Genomic DNA, 19,841 nt, shown 5'->3' with positions numbered 1-19,841 from the left:
ACTTTGATTTTTAAGATCAAGATCAAAAGATCGCAGCCTCGTTGCACGAGACAGCTCCTACGGGTTTTGTGTTCGGCGGGTTATGGCGTGGCGGGCAGCAGGAAGCGCGCTATCACCGGCAAATGATCGGAGATGCGCAACGTGTCGTCCTGTCTGACCGTTGCCTCGACCCGCTTGATACGCGGGCTGTAAAACAGGTAGTCGACGGTCCGGTCCGGGCCGCTCAGGCTCGGATCGTTCGGGTAATGGGTCAGCCAGCGGGCACGGTCGATCCCGCTGGCTTCGTTGTTGTTGGGGATCATCGGGTACTTGTCCCACAGCACATGCAGCGCGCTGTCGGCGGAGTAGGGGGTGCGTTGCTCGTTGGGCAGGCGTTGGTATTGCCCCAACGGCAACAGGTTGAAGTCACCGCCGATCAGCCAGGGCGTGCCGCGGCTTTCGAGCTTGTCGAGGACCCTGGCCACCGCCGACACCTGCGCCTGCAAGGTTTCGTCGGGTTGTGTGGCGCGGTCCAGATGAGTATTGAGGATTGCGACCTGACCGCCATCGCTGACTGGCAGGTAGCTGACCAGCATCGCGTTTTTCGGCTGGAACTGGCGGCTGATCAAGTTGGCCGGCACTACCGGCAATTGCAGACGCTGGGCATGGTCGATCTGGTAGCGGCTCAGCGTTGCCAGTTGCCGGCCGACGCTGCCGAAGATGTGCGGATCAGGGACGAAGTCGGCCTTCCAGTCGAAGGCGCTGGTGCTGCACGGATACAGGTCGGCGAGCCGTTCTTGCAGCAGTTTGAGCTGGTGCTGGTAGTCGCTGGCCTTGGCGCCGTCATCAAGTTCCTGCAACAGCACCACATCCGGCTGCTCGTCGCGAATCACCCGCGCCACTTCATCAAGGCTGAAGGCCATGTCTTCCGGTGTGGGCTTTTCATCGGTGCCGTTGGCCAGGTCATTCCAGAACACATAGCGCTTGCCCGCCAGGTACTGGACGTTCCAGGTCATCACCTTCAGTGCCTGGCCAGAAGCCAGGGTCGGCGCCTGGGTGCTGCAACTGACCGGCAGCACTTCGCGGGCCTCGGGGCGCCAGGTCAGGCTGTAGATCATCACGCCCGCCAGGCCGACGAGCATCAACAATCCCAGCAAGGTGTAGCGCAGCAGTCGGGTCATGGCTCGGCTTATAGCGTTACGGAAGTTGATCCCGAGCATACCCGAGCGTCAACGATGGCGGTACCGCACGTGTAGCAGCTGGCGAAGCCTGCGTTCGGCTGCGAAGCAGTCGCGAAATCAGAGCGCACGGTGTATCAGGAAAACTGTGCAGGCGGGTTTACGACGGCTGCGCAGCCGAACGCAGGCTTCGCCAGCTGCTACAGGAGTCGTGAGTCAGAGGGGGCCGTCGATTTTTTCCGGCACATCGCTGATCAGCATGAACAAGCGGAACAGCACCACGCTGGTGAACAGTTGCAGGAAGCTGTGGGCGCTGTCGATCAGCAGCGAGATCACCGGGTTCTGCGGTTCGGGATACACCGCCAGCGTTGCGCCCTTGAGCAGCCACAACGGCCCCATCACGCACAGGATGCACGCCAGGATGCGCAGGAAATGGCCACGGGTCAGGCGCAGGCTTTCCTTCATCGCTTGCAGCGGCGCCAGGCCACGCAGCACCAGCAGATACTCGCCGAATGCCAGGGTCACCATCAGCCAGATACCCGGCAGGAAATACAGCGACAGGCCCAGCAGGATCAGCAACGTGTTGAGCGCAGTCAGTAGGGCGAAGCGCGGCCACAGGTAGGCTGACCTCGACAGCAGATCGCGGTTGCTCGGCGATTCGCCACGGCTACGGGCATCGAGAAACAGGATGAGCGCGGCGGTGTACAGCGGATAGATCAGCAGGCCGACGATCACGCTGATGCCGGGGAAACTGTCCGGCTCGGTGGAGTGGTCGACCACTTGTTGCAACAGGGCCTCAACGATCACCAGTGGCAGGCACAGCTGCACGATCTGGCCCAGATTGCGCTTGAAGAAATACAGGGAGTCACGCAGTACATCGAACGGATTCATCAGTCGGTATCGCAGGTTGAAAGCAGTGGCCCACTTTAACCGATGAAACCCTTCGGGACGCAAACGTAAACGTTCGGTAAAGGGCATTGAAACATCTTGTTTCAGCCTCCATTAAGGTCGGGTCGCTTATCCTCAATGGACAAGGGCAACGATTTCCCCGGCAATCTACGAGGTCGCCATGAACAGCGAAGAACAAACCCTGATCGATGGACTGTATTCCCGGCTGCAACAGGCCGAAACGGACGCAGCCCCGCGCGACGCCCAGGCTGAGGCGCGGATCAAGGAACACCTGGCTCGCCAACCGGCGGCAGGTTATTTCATGACCCAGGCGATTCTGGTGCAAGAGGCGGCGATCAAGAGCCTCGACGAACAGAACAAGCAACTGACCGCGCAAGTCCAGCAATTGCAGGCCGAACTGCAACAGGCCAAGGCGCAAACGGCCGCGCCGGCACCGAGCAGCGGTGGCTTTTTGTCGAGCATTTTCGGTGGCGGCAATCGTGATCCGCAGCCCGCACCCGTGCCAAGTGCACCGGTATCGAGTGGTGGTGGCTGGCGTGAGCCGGCGCGTCCGGGCTTCAACTCGCAGCCTGTGCAGCAGAACTTTCCTCAACAGGGTTATGCCCCGCAGCCACAAGCACCCGCAGCGGCCGGCAGCAGCTTCCTCGGCGGCGCGCTGAAAACGGCCGCGGGTGTGGCGGGTGGCGTGATGCTGGCGCAAGGCATCAGCAGCCTGTTTCATCACAACCAGCAACCCGAAGAAATCGTCGAAGTCATCAAGGAAGAACCGGCCCAGGTCAATGACCAGAGCAACAGCGGATGGGGCGACGACCAGCGCATGGCCGGCAACGATTCCTATGGCAATGACCAGGGCGGCTTCAGTGACGCCGACTACAGCGATGACAGTTCATCGTTCTTTGGCGGCGACGACGACTCCTTCGTCTGACACGCCATTCGTCCGGAGCGCTACGGCGCCTCCGGCCGATTATTCGCGGAACCCTCCTTTTGGCTGGCATACTGGGCGACTTTTCGGGCCTGGTGCCTGATCCTGCCTGCGCCCAAGGGGATGTGCGGTGAAAAAGATCGCTGTGTTCGCCGATGTCCAGAACCTTTATTACACCGTGCGCCAGGCTTACGGTTGCCACTTCAACTATGCCGCGCTGTGGGCCGAGATCAGCAAGCAGGGGCAAATCGTCGAGGCCTATGCCTACGCCATCGACCGTGGTGACAGCAAGCAACAGCAGTTCCAGCAAATCCTGCGCAACCTCGGTTTCACCGTGAAGCTCAAGCCTTATATCCAGCGCAGCGACGGCTCGGCCAAGGGCGACTGGGACGTGGGCATCACCCTCGATATCATGGACGCCGCCGACCACGTCGACGAAATCGTGCTGGCCTCCGGCGACGGTGATTTCGACATGCTGCTCGAACGCATCATCAGCAAACACGGGGTGCAAGCGGTGGCCTACGGCGTACCGGGCCTGACCGCCAATTCGCTGATCCGCGCCGCCAGCCGCTACGTGCCGATCGAAGGCGCGTTGCTGCTCAAGAATTGATTTTTACGGAGTTGAACCAGGTTTGGAACGCATTGCAGTCATCGACTTTGAAACCACCGGGATCTCCCCGAGCAGCAGTTGCCGGGCCACGGAAATCGCCGTGGTCATCCTCGAACAAGGGCGCATCGTCGAGCGTTACCAGAGCCTGATGAATGCCGGCGTACGTGTGCCGGCCTTCATCGAACAACTCACCGGCATCAGCAACGCCATGCTGCGCACCGCGCCTTCGGCCGAGCAGGTGATGAACGAAGTCAACGAATTCGTCGGCACCACGCCGTTGCTGGCGCACAACGCCGCGTTCGACCAGAAGTTCTGGGACTTCGAGCTCGGACGAATCAAACGCACCCGCTTGCAGAACTTTGCCTGCTCGTTGCTGCTGGCCCGACGTCTGATGCCCGCCGCACCGAACCACAAACTCGGCACCCTCACCACCTTCGCCAACCTGCCGCACACCGGCAAGGCTCACCGGGCGATGGCCGATGCCGAGATGGCGGCCAACCTGACGGCGCACCTGGCCGAAGAGTTGCGCCACAAGCACGGCTTGCGCGAACTCTCCCATGACTTGTTGTGCAAATTGCAGAAAGTGCCGGCGGCCAAAGTCACCGAGCACCTCCAGCGCTATCGCGGGTTCTGAATTCACCATACATCCCCTGTAGGAGCTGCCGAGAGAAACGAGGCTGCGATCTTTTGACTTTGATTTTAAAGATCAAGATCAAGAGATCGCAGCCTCGTTTCTCTCGGCAGCTCCTACAGTCCAACAGTCCTACAGAAAGCTATTTGGCATTGCCTTCGATGTGCCCCAACGGCACCCGCTTTTCGATGGCGCTGGACAACACAATCGACGTCTTGCTGAACCCGAACGTCGCAATCCGGTTGATTAACTCTTCCAGCTCCGGCATCGAACCCACCGCCGCTTGCATGATCACGCACGGATCGCCCGTTACCCGGTGGCACTCGGTCAGTTGCGGGATTTTGATCAGGTCGTCGTAGGCTTTCTGGTTGCCGTGCTGGTTCAGGCGCAGTTCGATCACGCACTGGATCGGCAGGCCGAGCTTGGCCATATCAACTTTCGCCTGGTAGCCGGTGATCACGCCGCTGGCTTCGAGTTTGGCCACGCGCTCTGCCACGGCCGGGGCCGACAGGTTGACCTTGCGCGCGAGGTCGGCGTAGGACGCGCGACCGTTTTCCAGCAGGGCGCTGAGCAGCATGCGGTCGTATTTGTCCATGGTGGCGACTCCTGAAAATGACTGACTTTCGAAAGCACGGTTTATCGCAACAATCTCCGTGTTTTGAAAAGTGTACCGGCGCTATAAACACGTTTTGTAACTTATTTTCCACCCTTAGCCTTTCTAGAATAGCCGTTCACTTGTCTTGCCTGCGAGCTGCTCCCCATGCCTGGCCTCCGTCGCTTTCCCTTACCGTTGATCGCTGCCTTTTTCGCGTTGTACGTGATTTGGGGCTCGACGTATCTGGTGATCCGTATCGGCGTCGAGTACTGGCCGCCGCTGCTGCTAGCGGGCATTCGTTTCGTGATCGCCGGGACGCTGATGTACGCCTTCCTGCGTTGGCGCGGGGCGCCGGCGCCGACCTGGGCGCAATGGAAAGCCGCGGGGATCATCGGGATTCTGTTGCTGGCGTGCGGTAACGGCGCGGTCAGCGTGGCCGAGCACACGGGCGTGGCTTCCGGAGTGGCGGCGTTGGCGGTGGCGACGGTGCCGTTGTTTACCTTGCTCTGCGGATATTTCTGGGGCGCGCGTAATACCCGTCTCGAATGGGCCGGGATTGTGCTCGGGCTGATCGGCATCGCCATGCTCAACCTCGGCTCCAACCTGCAGTCGAGCCCGTTGGGTGCGGCGTTGCTGATTTTTGCCGCAGCGACCTGGGCGTTCGGTTCGGTATGGAGCAAGCACCTGCCGTTGCCGCAAGGCGCGATGGCCAGTGCCGTGGAAATGCTGGTGGGCGGCGTGGTGTTGCTGATCGCCAGCGCGGTCAGTGGTGAACACCTGGAGAAAATGCCGCCGATTGAAGGCTGGGCCGCATTGGCATACCTGACCGTGTTCGGTTCGATCATCGCCTTCAACGCCTACATGTACCTGCTCAAACACGTGCGTCCGGCGGCGGCGACCAGTTATGCCTACGTCAACCCGGCGGTGGCGGTGTTGCTGGGGATCGTGTTCGTCGGCGAGACCATTGGTATTGAAGAAGCGCTGGCGATGGCGGTGATCATCAGCGCCGTGGTGCTGATTGGCCTGCCGCAGTGGCGCCGTGCACCAGCGCTGCCGACGGTGAAGGTGGTGCCGACAGAATCCCGTGTGAATTAGGGTAAACTGCGCGGCATTGCACACTTGTTCCGCACAACCGCGCTGAATTTTCCTACGGTATTCCCATGACTTTCGCCACCCTTGGCCTGATCGAACCCTTGCTGCGCTCCCTCGAGACGCTCGGCTACCAGACTCCGACGCCGGTTCAGGCGCAAGCCATTCCAGCGGTGCTGGCCGGTCGCGACCTGATGGCCGCCGCCCAGACCGGCACCGGCAAGACCGCCGGTTTCGCCTTGCCGCTGCTGCAATTGCTGGCCATGGAAGGGCCGAAAGTCACCGCCAACTCGGTGCGCGCACTGATCCTGGTGCCGACCCGCGAACTGGCCGAGCAGGTTCACGAAGCCGTGCGCCAGTACGCCGAAAACCTGCCATTGCGCACTTACGCGGTGTACGGCGGCGTCAGCATCAACCCGCAAATGATGAAGCTGCGCAGCGGCGTCGACCTGTTGGTGGCGACCCCGGGCCGTTTGCTCGACCTGTTCCGCCAGAACGCGCTGAAGTTCAATCAGCTGCAAACCCTGGTGCTGGACGAAGCTGACCGTATGCTCGATCTGGGCTTTTCCGAGGAGCTGGCGAACATTTACCGCGCGCTTCCTAAGAAACGTCAGACGCTGTTGTTCTCCGCGACTTTCTCCGATGACATCCGTCTGCTGGCCGGGCAGATGCTCAACGACCCGCTGACCGTGGAAGTGAGCCCTCGCAACGTTGCCGCCAACACCGTCAAGCAGTGGATCGTCACTGTCGACAAGAAGCGCAAGCCGGAACTGTTCGTGCACCTGATGCGCAAGGGCAAGTGGAAGCAAGTGCTGGTGTTCGCCAAGACCCGCAACGGCGTGGACGCGCTGGTAGAAAAACTCCAGGGCCTGGGCATCAACGCCGACGGCATCCACGGCGACAAGCCGCAGGCAACCCGTCAACGCGCACTGGACCGTTTCAAAGCCAGTGAAGTGCAGATTCTGGTCGCCACTGACGTCGCGGCCCGTGGCCTGGACATTGAAGACTTGCCGTTGGTGGTCAACTTCGACCTGCCAATCGTCGCCGAGGATTACATCCACCGCATCGGTCGTACCGGCCGTGCGGGTTCGACCGGCGAGGCGATTTCCCTGGTGTGCGCTGATGAAGTGAATCTGCTGTCGGCCATCGAAATGTTGACCCGCCAAACCTTGAAGCGTCAGAGCGAGCCGGACTTCGAACCCGAGCACCGCGTGCCGGACACCGATGCCAGTGGCCAGGTCGTCAAGAAACCGAAAAAACCGAAGAAGCCGAAGGCGTCCGGTGGTGGCGGTGGCAAGCGCAACCTGGGTAAGTGGGTGGACAGCGGGGAAGCTGCGCCAGTGGAGCCTTCGATCAAGCCTGTGCGAAAAGTGCCGGTGTTCAACACTGGGCCGCGTAAGCGTAAGCCTTGATTACACGCGGCGTCTGATTGGCCGTCATCGCCAGCAGGCTGGCTCCCACAGTTTTTTGTGAACGACACAAATTCCGTGTGGGAGCCAGCCTGCTGGCGATGGGGGCTGCGCGGTCGTCAGCCCTTGCGCAGCAACCACTGCACCATCCCCAACCCCGCCGCGCGCCCACTGGCGAAACACGCGGTCAGCAGATAGCCGCCCGTCGGCGCTTCCCAGTCCAGCATTTCTCCTGCGCAGAACACACCCGGTAGTTGCTTGAGCATCAAGCGCTCATCCATCGCCTCGAATAACACACCGCCCGCGCTGCTGATGGCTTCGTCCAATGGACGGGCTTTTACCAGTGTCAGGGGCAACGCTTTGATCGCTTTGGCCAGCAGAGCCGGATCGGTGAAGGTGTCGGCAGTGGTCAATTCCCGCAGTAGCGCCGCTTTCACGCCATCGATGCCCAACTGGCTGTGCAGATGCTTGGCCATGGAGCGCGAACCCCGAGGTTTGCTCAATGCAGCCTGAACTTTATTCACAGGCCGGCCCGGCAATAGATCGATATGAATCGTGGCCGAACCGTGCCGGTTGATCGCCTCGCGAATCGATGCCGACAGCGCATAAATCAAACTGCCTTCGATGCCGGTGGCGGTGATCACGCATTCGCCCAGTCGGGGCACGTCGTCGTTGAGGCCGATGGCGATATTTTTAAGCGGTGCACCGGCGAATTTGCTGACCATCAAATCGCTCCAGGCCTGCACTTCGAAGCCGCAATTGCTCGGCTGCAATGGCGCAAGACCTACACCGCGTTGCTCCAGTGGCAGCATCCACGCGCCGTCCGAGCCAAGGCGCGACCAACTGCCGCCGCCGAGGGCTAACAGAGTGGCATCGGCGTGAACGTTCTTTTCGCCATCGGGAGTGGCGATGCGCAAATCACCTTGGTCATTCCAGCCGAGCCAGCGGTGGCGGGTGTGGATAACTACGCCGCTGTCACGCAGGCGTTTGAGCCATGCGCGCAGCAGCGGTGCGGCTTTCATGTCGGTCGGAAAAACCCGGCCGGAACTGCCGATGAAAGTTTCGATGCCCAATTCATGAATCCATTGGCATAACGCATCGGCGTTGAAAGCGCGCAGCAGCGGGGCGATTTGCGGTGCCCGTTCGGCGTAGCGCGAGAGGAACGCGGGGTAGGCTTCGGAGTGGGTGATGTTCATGCCGCCGACGCCGGCGAGCAGAAATTTGCGACCTACTGAGGGCATGCCGTCGTACAGATCGACCTTGATCCCGGCCTGGCTCAGCACTTCCGCGGCCATCAGGCCAGCGGGGCCGCCGCCGATGATGGCGACTTGGGGGGGGAGGGAAGTGCTGGGCTGAGTCATGGTAGAAGCTGCGGTGTGGCGGATTTGGCGCGCATTCTAGCAGTACACGATTACTGTGGGAGCGGGCTTGCCCGCGATAGCGGACGGTCAGTCAACAAAGATGTAGATGTGCCGGCCTCATCGCGGGCAAGCCCGCTCCCACAGGGTTCCGTGGTGTTTGCCAGTGCTGGTTAAAAAATAATCAGTGGTCTGTAGCCTATACGCCGCGTGGGCTGTAGTCCCTTTCACTCAGGTTATCCACAGGCGGCTCCACAGGCATTGTGGGTAAAGCATCCACAGGTCAGTGACAACCTGATGACTGCCAGACCCGTTGCGCGCTGTGATGGAGGATGCCGTGACGCCGGGCCAAGGCATGACGGTCCTTGCTGTAGCCGCCCCCGATCACCCCGACCACCGGGATGTCACGCCCCAGGCAATGGCGCATCACGCTTTCATCGCGGGCGGCGACGCCTTCGTCTGTCAGCTTCAAGTAACCGAGGGCGTCGTCCTTGTGCACATCAACCCCGGCGTCGTACAGCACCAGGTCCGGTTGATAAAGCGGCAGCAAGTAGTTGAGCGCATCGTCCACCACCTTCAGATAATCGGCGTCACCCATGCCATTGGGCAGCGGAATGTCCCAGTCGCTTTCGGCCTTGCGTGCAGGAAAATTCTTTTCGCAATGCAGGGAAACGGTGATGGCTTCCGGGGTGTTGTGCAGAATCCGTGCAGTCCCGTCGCCCTGATGCACGTCGCAATCGAAGATCAGCACCCGATTCACACGACCGCTTTGCAACATGTATTGGCTGATCACCGCCAGGTCGTTGAAGATGCAGAACCCGGCCGGGTAGTCGTAATGCGCGTGGTGCGTGCCGCCAGCCAGATGGCAGGCCAGGCCATGTTCCAGCGCTTGCTCGGCCGCCAGCAGCGAACCACCAACCGCCCGTACCGTGCGTCGGGCCAAGGCTTCGCTCCAAGGCAGGCCGAGGCGCCGTTGATCCTCGCGGGACAACTCGCCGCTCATGTAGCGTTCGATATACGAAGGGTCATGGGCGAGGGCGAGAATCTCTGCGGGGCACAGTTCCGGTCGCAGCAAATCAGCATCACGGGTCAGTCCGCTGTCCACCAGGTGATCGCGCAACAGTCGAAACTTGTCCATCGGAAAGCGATGATCCACCGGAAACTCGGGACTGTAGTCTTCGTGATAAATCAGCGGCAGCGGCATGGTGATTTCGGATAGGAATGAGAGACGGATCCTACCAGCGTTGTAGACTTGCAGCATGGAAATGGGGGAGGGGCACGATGGAGCCGATACTCGAACTGGCGAGCGCGCGACTGCTGTTGCGGCAATGGCGTGATGAAGATTTGCCGGAATTTGCTGCGATGTGCGCTGATCCGCAGGTCATGCGTTACTTTCCGGCGCCGTTGAGTCGACTGGAAAGTGCTTCATTGATCGGGCGAGTCCGTGGTCATTTTGCCGAGCATGGTTTTGGTCTGTGGGCGCTGGAGCGCAAGGACACCGGCCAGTTCATCGGTTTTACCGGACTTGGCGTGGTCGGTTTTGAAGCGCCTTTCACCCCCGCCATCGAGATCGGCTGGCGCCTGGCGCGGGAACACTGGGGCTTGGGCTACGCCAGTGAAGCGGCGTGGACCGCTCTGCGGTGCGGGTTTGACCGCTTACTGCTGAACGAAGTCGTGTCGTTCACGGCCGACAGCAACTTGCCGTCGCAGAAAGTCATGCAGGCGATTGGCATGCAGCACGATCCGGCCGATGACTTCAATCACCCGAAGCTCGCCGTCGATCACCCCCTGCGTCACCACGTGTTGTACCGCATCAGCCGTGAACAATGGCTGCAAACCTTGCATGGATAACCTGCCACGGACGTTTACAATGGCCCACATGTTGGCCCGGGCCAGAAACTGAATCGACCGCCGCAGCCAAGACTGCGCGGTATTGCGTTGTGTGAGGAGAGTCTGAATGAGCCAAGTGTTGGATGATCTGGTCGACCTGCTGAGCCTGGAACCTATCGAAGAAAACCTGTTCCGTGGCCGCAGCCAGGACCTGGGATTTCGCCAACTGTTCGGTGGCCAGGTGCTCGGCCAGTCGCTGTCGGCGGCCAGTCAGACGGTGGAAGAAGCTCGCCATGTGCATTCGATGCACGGTTACTTTCTGCGCCCGGGCGACGCCAAATTACCGGTGGTGTATTCCGTTGACCGCGTGCGTGACGGCGGCAGTTTCAGCACGCGTCGAGTGACCGCGATCCAGAAGGGCCACCCGATCTTCACATGCAGCGCCTCGTTCCAGTACGACGAAGAGGGTTTCCAGCACCAGAGCGAAATGCCGCAAGTGGTCGGCCCTGAGAACCTGCCGTCGGAGCTGGAAATCACGCAACAGCGTGCGCACCTGATCCCCGAGCACATGCGTGAAAAACTGCTGTGCCCGAAGCCGATCGAGTTCCGTCCGATTACCGAGAAAGACCCCTATAACCCGCTGCCGTCCGACCCGATCAAGTACGTCTGGTTTCGCGCCGACGGTGCCTTGATCGACTCCCCGGCGCTGCATAAATACTTGCTGGCATACGCCTCGGATTTCGGTCTGCTCGTCACCTCGATGCAACCCCATGGCAAAACGGTCTGGCACAAGGACATGCAGGTCGCCAGCCTCGACCACGCGCTGTGGTTCCACCAGGATCTGCGTGCCGATGACTGGTTGCTCTACGCGATGGACAGCCCGTGGGCCGGCAATTCGCGCGGGTTCAATCGTGGCAGCGTGTTCAACCGCGCCGGGCAACTGGTGGCCTCGGTCACGCAGGAAGGCCTGATCCGTCATCGCAAGGATTGGGCATGAGCCTCACCGACGTGCGCCATTGGGTGTTCGACATGGACGGCACCCTGACCGTCGCCGTGCATGACTTTGCGGCGATTCGCGTGGCCTTGGCGATCCCGGCTGAAGACGACATCCTGACTCACCTCGCCGCATTGCCCGCCGATGAAGCCGCCGCCAAACATGCGTGGTTGCTGGAGCATGAGCGGGATCTGGCGCTGGGCTCGAAACCGGCACCGGGCGCCGTCGAGCTGGTGCGTGAGCTGGCCGGGCGCGGTTATCGTCTGGGCATTCTCACGCGCAATGCCCGCGAGCTGGCGCATGTCACGCTGGAGGCGATTGGCTTGGCCGACTGCTTCGCGGTGGAGGATGTGCTGGGCCGCGATGAAGCACCGCCAAAGCCGCATCCCGGCGGTTTGTTGAAGCTGTCCGAGGCCTGGAATGTGCCGCCCCGCGAGATGGTGATGGTCGGTGATTACCGCTTTGATCTGGATTGCGGACGGGCCGCGGGCGCGCGGACGGTATTGGTGAACCTGCCGGATAATCCGTGGCCGGAGCTGACGGATTGGCATGCGGCGGATTGTGTCGAGTTGCAGCGGATGCTCTCGGTTTGATTTATTAAGGTCAAAAGATCGCAGCCTTCGGCAGCTCCTACAGGGGAATCGAGTACACCTTGTAGGAGCTGCCGAAGGCTGCGATCTTTTTGCGGTTACTGAAACAACGCCTTCTGCCCTTCCGGCGAGGTAAACATCCCATCGCCGTTATGCCCAACCCCGGGCACTTCAATCAGCTGCTGCTTCAACCCTTGCGGTTTCAGGCGCTTCAGGTAATCGAAGTAAAAACGCCCCCGCGCCAGTCGATACGGCCCCTGGGCCTTGGCCTCACAACTTTTATCCAGCGCCGGATGATTCGGGTCGATGTCCTGCTGCCCCAACAGATAAACGACTTCACGCTTGAGGTACTTTTCCTGCAATTGCGCAGCGGTTTGTCCTTCAGCGTAGGCGGGTAAGTCGGTCAGCCCATACTTCCAGCGGTTGAAGTTCGGACAGGCCGCGTGGTTGAACGCCACAGGCCGGCGTTCATCGAAATACGCATAGGAAGACGGGTTGGCAATCACATAGCGCAGTTGCACGCCGGCGGCATCCAAAGCCGGTTGGTCGTGACCGAGCAATGCGTAGCGTTGAACCACCTGAGCGCCACCGGAGTGGCCGGCGATGACGATTTGCTTCACATCGGGAAACTGCTGACGATCGCCCACTCGGGCGATGATTTCGTCCAGCGCCTCGTAGGAACTCAGGCGAAATGGTGCGGTGGATTCGCCGCCCGCCATCCACTCATTGCCTTGCCAGCGCAGAACGGTGTCCGCCACCGGATGCACGGCGACATCGGTTTCATTGAGAAACTGCGGCGCGATCACCAGGGTCGTTGCGCTTTGTCCGGCCAGCTCGGCCGCGTGTACACCGCTTTGCAGGTAGGTTTGCGCATTGCGCAAGCGACCATGAACGATGATCAACACGCGCTCGATTTTTGCCGGAGCAGGGCTGATGCCCACGGCAATTTCACCCGACTTCAACAACAGGCGCCCGGGGCTGAGTTCTTTGACCCCATGCTCGGCAGCCTGGGACGTGACGCAAGTGAACAGCAAAACCAACAACCACTTCTTCATTTACAGATTTTTCGCCGCAAAGGTATCGCACTGGCCAACCTGGCCCTGGGCGAATCCGGTTTTGAACCAGCGCACCCGTTGCGCTGACGTACCATGGGTAAACGAGTCCGGCACTACGCGGCCCTGACCCTGTTGCTGCAAGCGATCGTCGCCGATGGCATTGGCAGCGTTCAACGCTTCTTCGATGTCGCCCGGCTCCAGCCAGTTCAACCGTTGCTGCGCACTGTTGGCCCAGACCCCGGCCAGGCAATCCGCTTGAAGTTCCTGGCGCACCAGCAAGCCGCCGTCGCCTTCCATCTGCCGGCCTTGCTGGCGGGCTGTCTGAATTTTCGCGGAAACACCGAGCAAGGTCTGCACGTGATGTCCGACTTCGTGCGCGATCACGTAGGCCTGGGCGAAGTCGCCCGCGGCGGAAAAACGTTGGGACATCTCCTGGAAAAACGCCATGTCCAGGTAGACCTTCTGGTCGGCCGGGCAATAGAACGGACCGGTCGCCGATGTCGCCATGCCGCAGGCCGAGTTCACCCGATTGCTGAACAGCACCAGCGTCGGATCTTTGTACTGCCGGCCGCCCTGCTGGAAAATCTGCCGCCAGGTGTCTTCGGTGTCGCCAAGGATCGAGCGGACGAATTCGGCGCCTTCATCATTGGCCGGTGGCGCCTTGCGGGTCTGCGTTGTGGCCGGTGCGGATTGGTCCATCTGACCGGTCAATTGCCCGAGGATTTGCATCGGGTCCTGGCCGGTGATCCAGCCGATCCCGACGATCAATAGGATCGCTGTCAGGCTCAGACCTTTGCCGCCGCCAAAGCGCATCCCGCCGCCACTGCCGCCGACATCATCACCACGGGCATCGACGACGTTGTCGCTGCGTCGGCCTTTTTTCCATAGCATGTGGGAATCCTCTGGTTGTCTGTGCGATGAGTGTTGCTGCCAAGTGGGAGGGGCGCCAGTCCGGTCGTCCGTCTTTTGACACGCACGCGGCTGTTCCCGGCAATCCATGGCGGCTGCCGAGAACGATTCAGGCTTGTATTGAACGCGGATAACCCTTCGAATTCCGTCAGACGACGGGTTTTTCTCCAGAGGGCGATCGCCGGTCCCGCGGGTTAGGCGTCGAACGGATCCCACGCCGGCGCGAAGTCCGGGCTGACCTGGCGCTCGCGTTTGGACAGGCTGGCGATCAAGGCGCGATCCTGGTCATCCAGTTCCACATTGAGTGCAGCGAGATTGGCCAGTTGATTAGCCTCGCTGCTGGCCTTGGGAATCGCTGCCACGTTCGGTTGATCAAGCAACCATTTGAGCGCGACCTGAGTGGGCAAAACCCCGTGTTTCGCAGCGATCTGCTGGATCTGCGGGACCGCCGACACTTTGTTCCTCGCCAGCGGCGTATAGGCTGTTAACGCCAAGTCGTGTTGGCGGGCGTAATCGAGCAGGGCGTTTTGTCCGAGCAGAACGTGGTATTCAACCTGAATGGCTGACAGCGGTGCACCCAGCTCTTCGACGACTTTGCGCAACAGCGGCAGAGGAAAATTCGCCACGCCGATGTTGCGTGCCAGGCCTTGTTCCTTGAACGACACCAACGTTTCAATCGTGCGCGGCAGGTCCCAATCGGTGCTGGGCCAGTGGAGCAGGAACAGGTCGACGTAATCCGAACGCAAGGCTTTGAGGCTGCGGTCCATGGAAAGGCGCATCGCATCGGGTTGCAGTTGGTCCCACCAGACTTTGGTGGTGATGTGGATCTGCTCGCGTGGTGTCGGATTGTTCACCAACGCTTGCCCGACGGCGTCCTCGTTGTTGTAGCCCGCTGCCGTGTCGATGTGTCGATAGCCGAGCGCCAGGGCTTGTTCTACGGCGCGGGTGCATTCCTCACCGAGCATCGGCCAGGTACCGAGGCCGAGCTTCGGCATGTTCAAACCCTGCGGATTAACGATGTGCTGCATGGTCGATCTCCTTTTCATAAGCAGTGACGCCGGCGATGTGGCGTGCGGCGATGTAGCCGAAGGTCAGCGCCGGGCCGATGTTGATACCGCCAGCGGGGTAGTGGCCACCCATGATGCTGGCCATGTCACCTCCCGCGGCATACAGCCCGGCAATGGCTTGACCGTCGCCGTCCAGGACCTGGGCATGCGGGTTGACCTTGAGCCCGGCGAACGTGCCGAAGCAGCCGGGCTGGACCTTCACGGCGTAAAACGGACCCTGTTCAATCGGTGCAACACACGGGTTGGGCTGCTGCAACGCATCGCCTTGTTTACGGTTGTAAGGCGTTGCGCCCCGACCGAACTGCGGATCTTCGCCGTTGCGAGCATGAAGGTTGTAGTTCGACACGGTGGTGCGCAATCCGGTCGAGTCGATGCCGCAGACCGACGCCAATTCTTCAAGGGTGTTTCCGGTTTTCAGATAGCCGCTGCGGATAAAGGATGACAGCGGCACAGGAAACGGCCGTGACATACCCAGGCCATAACGCCGTTGAAAGCGATGGTTGCAGATCAGCCAAGAGGCGACCTCTTCGCCTTGCGGCGCGGCGGCGACCATGGCCGTGACGTAGTCGTAGTAGCCGTTGGCTTCGTTGACGAAGCGCTGGCCGTTGCTCAATACGCCAATGATCCCGGGTTTGCCGCGCTCGATGATGTGGGGGAAATGGCCAACGCTGCCGTCGCTGTGTTGCACCTGCGAAACCGGTGCCCAGGCCACGGCCGAGGCCAGGTCGGCCTGTACGTTCGCGCCAACGCTTTCGCCCAGGCGCAGACCATCGCCATCCACGCCGAGCGGCGGTAAGGCCAGATGCTCATGCCCCGTTGGCGTGCGCGGAAACAACGCTTTGCGCCGTTCGATATCATTGGCGAAACCACCCGCCGCCAGCACCACAGCCTTACGCGCATGGATGCGTACCGAGCCTTTGCGGGTGCTGATCACCGCGCCGCGCACTTGATGGTTTTCGTGCAGCAATTGCGTCACCGGGGCCGACTCCCAAAGCAATACACCGAGGTCCTCGGCAGACTTGGCCAGCCGCGCCACCAAGGCCACACCATTGACCAGTTGCATGGCGCGGCCGTGCACGGCGAGGTCGAGCAAGTGGCGGCTGAAACGCCGGGTGACGTGCCAGGCTGCGGGCAGCGAACGAGTCAGGTTGAGGAACGCGGTGAGGTCTGCGCCGGCCATGATCGGCATGCCCATGAAGGACGTTTCCCGCATGGTTTTGCGTAAACGCTTGAGCAGTTTGCCGACGTTTCTTGCGTCGTACGGGGCGGCGATCACCGAGCGCCCGCCAGTGCCTGCGCCCGGCGTATCGCCATGAATGTCGGCAATCGCGTTGCCGTCGGCAAACTGCAGCGAGGTGTATTGTTCAAAGAACGCGACCATGTGCGGCGCGGCTTGGAGAAACGCATCAATCATCGCTGGATCGTACTGCTCACCCAATTCGTGTTTCAAATAGGTGCGCGGTTGCTCGATGTCTTCGACGATGCCGGCACGTCGCGCCAAAGGATTGCACGGTACCCAGGCCCAGCCACCGGACCAGGCCGTGGCGCCGCCGAACACCGGGTCCTTCTCCACCACAATCACCTTCAGCCCATGCCAGGCGGCGGTCACGGCAGCGGACAGTCCGGCCGCACCTGAGCCGACGATCAACACATCGCAGTCGACGTCTGGAAGCAAGTGCGAATCGGCAGGCATGGTAGGGACTCCGGTGTTGTTTTGGAATTTGATTCCAGAAAATATAAGATGCTGTCCTGAGCGGGCAAGTGAACATTGGCTAAAGCGGGCGGTTATCGGACATGCGGTTCCAGATTTCGCATTCCCTCACTTGTCTTCTAGAATCGACAAAATTTTGCGTGGATACCCCCATGGCCGGCAGTCAGATCGAACGTGTTTTCAGTGTGCTCGAAAGCCTCACCAGCGACCCGCGCGGCTTGCCGATGCAGACGTTGGCGGAGCAGCTGGATATCCCCAAAAGCGCAACCCACCGTTTGCTCGCCGAGCTGATCCGGCTGGGGTATGTGCGGCAGAATCCGGAGAATTTGCGCTATCACTTGTCGACCAAACTAGTGGCGATGGGCTTCCGATATTTGTCGAGCAGTGGCGCCGATATCGTGCAACCGGTGCTTGATCGGTTGGCTCAGGAAACCGGTGAGTTGGTCCGTTTGGGCGTCATCGAGGGCGAGCGACAAACCTGGATCGCCAAGTCCCAGGGCGCCCGCGCCGGCCTGCGTTACGACCCGGACATGGGGCGTGACGCCCCGCTGTTCTACACCGCGTCGGGCCATGCCTGGCTGGCGTGCATGAGCGATGCTGAAGCCTTGTCGCTGATCGAGCGCCAGGCTGCGGAGGTCCCGGAACACGTAGGGCCGAATGCACCACGTTCCAACATTGAATTGCTTGAGCGTTTGCGCATGGCGCGGGAGCAGGGTTATGCCTGTGTCGAAGAAAGTTCGGCGGTGGGCACCTCGGCGATTGCGGCGGTGGTGCGTCATCCGGGGGATGGGCGGGTAATCGGCGTGCTCAGCATCGCCGGGCCCAGTGCGCGGATGCCGGGGGCGCGACTGCATGAGTTGGCGCCACTGCTGCTGGCGTTTACCGCAGAGTTGGGCGCAGCGAGCCTGGCGTCGGAGTTGTTTGTCTGAGGCCTGCGTAGATTCCCTGTAGGAGCGAGCCTGCTCGCACCCACAGTTTTTAAAGCTGTGCGCTATTCGAACACTTTCAATCTCGGTCCATGTAAGATTGTGGAACTCGGTTCTAAATTAATGGAAGTCATTCTTCCAACAAGAACCACAAGAGGACCGCATTTTGAATTCACCCCTTCGAATCGCGCTGATTGGCGCCGGCAACATGGGCCAGCAGCATTACCAGCATCTGAAAACCCTGACTGAAGCGACCCTCTGTGCGGTGGCCGACCCCGGATCGCAAGCGGCCGCGCTCGCCGCCGAATGGGGGTAGGGTATTTCGCTGATCACCATCAGATGCTGGAGCAGGCGAAGCCGGATGCGGTCATCGTTGCCAACCCGAACACCTTGCACGTCAGCACCGCGCTCGATTGCCTGGCGGTCGGCGTCCCGGTGCTGTTGGAAAAACCGGTGGGCGTGCACCTCGATGAGGCCAAAGCATTGGTGGCGGCTTCGAAGGCGAGCGGCGTACCGGTGCTGGTCGGTCATCATCGGCGCCACAATCCGCTGATTGCCCGGGCTCACGAACTCGTCCGCAATGGCGCCCTCGGTCGGCTGACGACAGTGACGGCGCTCTGGCAGTTGCGCAAACCCGACAGTTACTTCGAAACCGCCTGGCGCCGTGAACCGGGTGCCGGCATGTTGTTGACCAACCTGATCCACGACCTCGATTTGCTACGGCATTTGTGCGGTGAAGTGCGCCAGGTCCAGGCCATTACCAACAACGCCGTGCGCGGGTTTGCCAACGAGGATTGTGCAGCGGTGTTGCTGCAATTCGATAACGGCGCACTGGGCAGCCTGACCGGCTCCGATGCGGTGGCGGCGCCCTGGAGTTGGGAGCTGGATTCGGGGGAGAACCCCGTGTATCCGCGTCAGGCCGATCAGCCGTGTTATTTGCTGGCCGGAACCGGTGGGGCGCTGAGCATCCCGCAACTCAAACGCTGGCACTACAACGAGGTCGATGGCGGCTGGCATCAACCGTTGCAGACGACGGAGGAAACATTCAGCGCCGATGAAGCCCTGCGTTTGCAGTTGCAGCATTTCGTGTGCGTTGCGCGTCGAGAGGTCGAGCCGCTGGTGAGTGCTGCCGATGCTGCCCGAACGCTGGCGCTGATCGAAGCCATTCGCGAAGCCGCCGAAACCGGCCGTGCCTGCGCACCGTCGTTGATTGAGGATTGAACATGAGCGAACGAATCTTTTCCCTCGCCAGTCTGACCGTGCTGGAGCTGTCTCCGCCAGAGATGGTCGAGGTCGCTGCGCGGGCCGGTTACAGCCATGTCGGTTTGCGGCTGGTGCCGGCGACAGCGGAGGAACATCATTTTGCCTTGGTGACCGATGCCGATTTACGCCGTCAGACCCTGGCGCGCCTGCGGGATACGGGCATCCGTGTGCTGGATGTTGAAATCCTGCGTTTGAAACCGGAGACCGATGTGGCCAGCTTCGAGAAAATTCTGGCGGTCGGCGCCGAATTCGGTGCCAGTGAGTTGCTGGTGGCCGGTAACGATTCCGACGAGCAACGGCTAACGGAAAATTTCGCCCGGCTATGTGATCTGGCGGCACCTTACGGATTGCATCCGCATCTGGAGTTCATGCCCTGGACCGATGCGCGTGATCTGCAACAAGCGGTGCGTATCGTCGAGAACGCCGGGCGCGAAAATGGTGCGGTGTTGGTGGACGCATTTCACTTCGATCGTTCCGGTTCACGCCTGGAAGATCTGGCCAGCGTTGCCCCTTCACGGTTACGGTATGCCCAGTTGTGCGACGTTGCCGGACCGCGACCGGCGGACATGGCCGAGATTTTGCGTCAGGCGCGTAACGAGCGACGTTTTCCAGGTGATGGCGATTGTGACCTGCCAGGGTTGTTGCGCTGTTTGCCGGCTAACATTCCATTGAGCCTGGAAATTCCCACGGTGCAGTTGCTGGAGCAGGGTGTGAGCGGACTGGACCGGGCACAGATGGCGTTGGATAAAACCCGTGAATTGTTGGCGCGGATGTAAGCGGGGCTGCGCACCTATCGCGGGCAAGCCCGCTCCCTCA

General features: G+C 60.9%; 19 protein-coding genes and 1 pseudogene. 11 read left to right on the top strand and 9 right to left on the bottom strand.

The window, feature by feature from the left end; all coding sequences use genetic code 11:
- Positions 1-80: 80 nt before the first annotated feature.
- Positions 81-1,160 (bottom strand): endonuclease/exonuclease/phosphatase family protein, encoded by a 1,080-nt coding sequence (locus KVG88_RS26530; protein ID WP_217873200.1) that lies wholly within the window; start codon positions 1,158-1,160, stop codon positions 81-83.
- A 213-nt stretch (positions 1,161-1,373) separates the two neighbouring features.
- On the bottom strand, positions 1,374-2,048 hold the full coding sequence (locus tag KVG88_RS26525; protein ID WP_150701562.1) for a YciC family protein: 675 nt from the start codon (positions 2,046-2,048) through the stop codon (positions 1,374-1,376).
- A 178-nt stretch (positions 2,049-2,226) separates the two neighbouring features.
- On the opposite strand from KVG88_RS26525, the gene KVG88_RS26520 reads away from it, so the two are divergent.
- The 3 genes from KVG88_RS26520 to KVG88_RS26510 all read left to right on the top strand — a co-directional run bounded on the left by KVG88_RS26520 (position 2,227) and on the right by KVG88_RS26510 (position 4,232).
- Complete coding sequence (locus tag KVG88_RS26520) at positions 2,227-2,991, top strand: DUF2076 domain-containing protein (protein ID WP_150701561.1); 765 nt, start codon at positions 2,227-2,229, stop codon at positions 2,989-2,991.
- Between the two features lie 127 nt (positions 2,992-3,118).
- Positions 3,119-3,598 carry an NYN domain-containing protein gene (locus KVG88_RS26515; protein WP_150701560.1) on the top strand — a complete coding sequence of 160 codons (480 nt, stop codon included), beginning with the start codon at positions 3,119-3,121 and terminating at the stop codon, positions 3,596-3,598.
- A 22-nt stretch (positions 3,599-3,620) separates the two neighbouring features.
- On the top strand, positions 3,621-4,232 hold the full coding sequence (locus KVG88_RS26510) for a 3'-5' exonuclease (protein WP_217873199.1): 612 nt from the start codon (positions 3,621-3,623) through the stop codon (positions 4,230-4,232).
- Positions 4,233-4,371: 139 nt separating this feature from the next.
- On the opposite strand, the gene KVG88_RS26505 is transcribed toward KVG88_RS26510, so the two are convergent.
- The gene (locus KVG88_RS26505; RefSeq protein ID WP_217873198.1) at positions 4,372-4,824 is read right to left on the bottom strand and encodes an Lrp/AsnC family transcriptional regulator; all 453 of its coding nucleotides are present in this window, start codon (positions 4,822-4,824) and stop codon (positions 4,372-4,374) included.
- 165 nt (positions 4,825-4,989) lie between these two features.
- Between KVG88_RS26505 and yedA the strand changes: the two genes are divergently transcribed.
- Together yedA and rhlE1 are read left to right on the top strand one after the other, a co-directional pair.
- Positions 4,990-5,919 carry a drug/metabolite exporter YedA gene (gene yedA, locus KVG88_RS26500; protein ID WP_150701557.1) on the top strand — a complete coding sequence of 310 codons (930 nt, stop codon included), beginning with the start codon at positions 4,990-4,992 and terminating at the stop codon, positions 5,917-5,919.
- Between the two features lie 65 nt (positions 5,920-5,984).
- Positions 5,985-7,325 (top strand): RNA helicase RhlE1, encoded by a 1,341-nt coding sequence (rhlE1, locus tag KVG88_RS26495; RefSeq protein ID WP_150701556.1) that lies wholly within the window; start codon positions 5,985-5,987, stop codon positions 7,323-7,325.
- A gap of 116 nt (positions 7,326-7,441) precedes the next feature.
- On the opposite strand, the gene KVG88_RS26490 is transcribed toward rhlE1, so the two are convergent.
- Complete coding sequence (locus KVG88_RS26490) at positions 7,442-8,683, bottom strand: TIGR03862 family flavoprotein (protein WP_217873197.1); 1,242 nt, start codon at positions 8,681-8,683, stop codon at positions 7,442-7,444.
- A 280-nt stretch (positions 8,684-8,963) separates the two neighbouring features.
- Positions 8,964-9,884, bottom strand: coding sequence for a histone deacetylase family protein (locus tag KVG88_RS26485; protein WP_217873196.1), 921 nt, complete (start codon positions 9,882-9,884; stop codon positions 8,964-8,966).
- A 77-nt stretch (positions 9,885-9,961) separates the two neighbouring features.
- Between KVG88_RS26485 and KVG88_RS26480 the strand changes: the two genes are divergently transcribed.
- The 3 genes from KVG88_RS26480 to KVG88_RS26470 all read left to right on the top strand — a co-directional run bounded on the left by KVG88_RS26480 (position 9,962) and on the right by KVG88_RS26470 (position 12,097).
- Positions 9,962-10,531: a GNAT family N-acetyltransferase gene (locus KVG88_RS26480; protein WP_150701553.1), complete on the top strand. Its 570-nt coding sequence runs from the start codon at positions 9,962-9,964 to the stop codon at positions 10,529-10,531.
- Between the two features lie 106 nt (positions 10,532-10,637).
- Positions 10,638-11,507 carry an acyl-CoA thioesterase II gene (tesB, locus tag KVG88_RS26475; RefSeq protein ID WP_150701552.1) on the top strand — a complete coding sequence of 290 codons (870 nt, stop codon included), beginning with the start codon at positions 10,638-10,640 and terminating at the stop codon, positions 11,505-11,507.
- Entirely contained in the window at positions 11,504-12,097 is a 594-nt protein-coding gene (locus KVG88_RS26470; RefSeq protein WP_150701551.1) for an HAD family hydrolase, read from the top strand. The genes tesB and KVG88_RS26470 overlap by 4 nt, the downstream gene beginning before the upstream one ends.
- A 95-nt stretch (positions 12,098-12,192) precedes the next feature.
- On the opposite strand, the gene KVG88_RS26465 is transcribed toward KVG88_RS26470, so the two are convergent.
- From KVG88_RS26465 to KVG88_RS26450, 4 genes are all read right to left on the bottom strand, one after another.
- On the bottom strand, positions 12,193-13,149 hold the full coding sequence (locus tag KVG88_RS26465) for an alpha/beta fold hydrolase (RefSeq protein ID WP_150701550.1): 957 nt from the start codon (positions 13,147-13,149) through the stop codon (positions 12,193-12,195).
- Positions 13,150-14,040, bottom strand: a complete 891-nt coding sequence (gene ypfJ, locus KVG88_RS26460; protein WP_217873195.1) for a KPN_02809 family neutral zinc metallopeptidase — start codon at positions 14,038-14,040, stop codon at positions 13,150-13,152. It lies immediately after the preceding gene.
- Between the two features lie 212 nt (positions 14,041-14,252).
- Positions 14,253-15,086, bottom strand: coding sequence for an aldo/keto reductase (locus tag KVG88_RS26455; protein WP_150701548.1), 834 nt, complete (start codon positions 15,084-15,086; stop codon positions 14,253-14,255).
- Positions 15,070-16,818, bottom strand: coding sequence for an FAD-dependent oxidoreductase (locus KVG88_RS26450; RefSeq protein WP_217873194.1), 1,749 nt, complete (start codon positions 16,816-16,818; stop codon positions 15,070-15,072). The genes KVG88_RS26455 and KVG88_RS26450 overlap by 17 nt, the downstream gene beginning before the upstream one ends.
- Before the next feature lie 170 nt (positions 16,819-16,988).
- Between KVG88_RS26450 and KVG88_RS26445 the strand changes: the two genes are divergently transcribed.
- The 3 genes and pseudogenes from KVG88_RS26445 (at position 16,989) to KVG88_RS26435 (ending at position 19,801) form a co-directional block, all read left to right on the top strand.
- Positions 16,989-17,765, top strand: a complete 777-nt coding sequence (locus KVG88_RS26445) for an IclR family transcriptional regulator (protein ID WP_150701546.1) — start codon at positions 16,989-16,991, stop codon at positions 17,763-17,765.
- A gap of 163 nt (positions 17,766-17,928) precedes the next feature.
- A pseudogene (locus KVG88_RS26440) lies at positions 17,929-18,983 on the top strand (Gfo/Idh/MocA family protein).
- A 2-nt stretch (positions 18,984-18,985) separates the two neighbouring features.
- Positions 18,986-19,801: a sugar phosphate isomerase/epimerase family protein gene (locus tag KVG88_RS26435; RefSeq protein ID WP_217873193.1), complete on the top strand. Its 816-nt coding sequence runs from the start codon at positions 18,986-18,988 to the stop codon at positions 19,799-19,801.
- The last annotated feature ends 40 nt before the right edge of the window (positions 19,802-19,841 follow it).

This window comes from Pseudomonas azerbaijanoccidentalis, assembly GCF_019145495.1.
GTDB classification, from domain to species: Bacteria; Pseudomonadota; Gammaproteobacteria; order Pseudomonadales; family Pseudomonadaceae; genus Aquipseudomonas; species Aquipseudomonas azerbaijanoccidentalis.
This window is presented reverse-complemented; position numbering and strand designations above follow the sequence as displayed.

Coding starts and splice junctions, on each gene's coding strand:
- KVG88_RS26530 (WP_217873200.1), bottom strand. CDS start 1,160: ATGACCCGACTGCTGCGCTACACCTTGCTGGGATTGTTGATGCTCGTC.
- KVG88_RS26525 (WP_150701562.1), bottom strand. CDS start 2,048: ATGAATCCGTTCGATGTACTGCGTGACTCCCTGTATTTCTTCAAGCGC.
- KVG88_RS26520 (WP_150701561.1), top strand. CDS start 2,227: ATGAACAGCGAAGAACAAACCCTGATCGATGGACTGTATTCCCGGCTG.
- KVG88_RS26505 (WP_217873198.1), bottom strand. CDS start 4,824: ATGGACAAATACGACCGCATGCTGCTCAGCGCCCTGCTGGAAAACGGT.
- yedA (WP_150701557.1), top strand. CDS start 4,990: ATGCCTGGCCTCCGTCGCTTTCCCTTACCGTTGATCGCTGCCTTTTTC.
- rhlE1 (WP_150701556.1), top strand. CDS start 5,985: ATGACTTTCGCCACCCTTGGCCTGATCGAACCCTTGCTGCGCTCCCTC.
- KVG88_RS26490 (WP_217873197.1), bottom strand. CDS start 8,683: ATGACTCAGCCCAGCACTTCCCTCCCCCCCCAAGTCGCCATCATCGGC.
- KVG88_RS26485 (WP_217873196.1), bottom strand. CDS start 9,884: ATGCCGCTGCCGCTGATTTATCACGAAGACTACAGTCCCGAGTTTCCG.
- KVG88_RS26480 (WP_150701553.1), top strand. CDS start 9,962: ATGGAGCCGATACTCGAACTGGCGAGCGCGCGACTGCTGTTGCGGCAA.
- tesB (WP_150701552.1), top strand. CDS start 10,638: ATGAGCCAAGTGTTGGATGATCTGGTCGACCTGCTGAGCCTGGAACCT.
- KVG88_RS26470 (WP_150701551.1), top strand. CDS start 11,504: ATGAGCCTCACCGACGTGCGCCATTGGGTGTTCGACATGGACGGCACC.
- KVG88_RS26465 (WP_150701550.1), bottom strand. CDS start 13,149: ATGAAGAAGTGGTTGTTGGTTTTGCTGTTCACTTGCGTCACGTCCCAG.
- ypfJ (WP_217873195.1), bottom strand. CDS start 14,040: ATGCTATGGAAAAAAGGCCGACGCAGCGACAACGTCGTCGATGCCCGT.
- KVG88_RS26455 (WP_150701548.1), bottom strand. CDS start 15,086: ATGCAGCACATCGTTAATCCGCAGGGTTTGAACATGCCGAAGCTCGGC.
- KVG88_RS26450 (WP_217873194.1), bottom strand. CDS start 16,818: ATGCCTGCCGATTCGCACTTGCTTCCAGACGTCGACTGCGATGTGTTG.
- KVG88_RS26445 (WP_150701546.1), top strand. CDS start 16,989: ATGGCCGGCAGTCAGATCGAACGTGTTTTCAGTGTGCTCGAAAGCCTC.
- KVG88_RS26435 (WP_217873193.1), top strand. CDS start 18,986: ATGAGCGAACGAATCTTTTCCCTCGCCAGTCTGACCGTGCTGGAGCTG.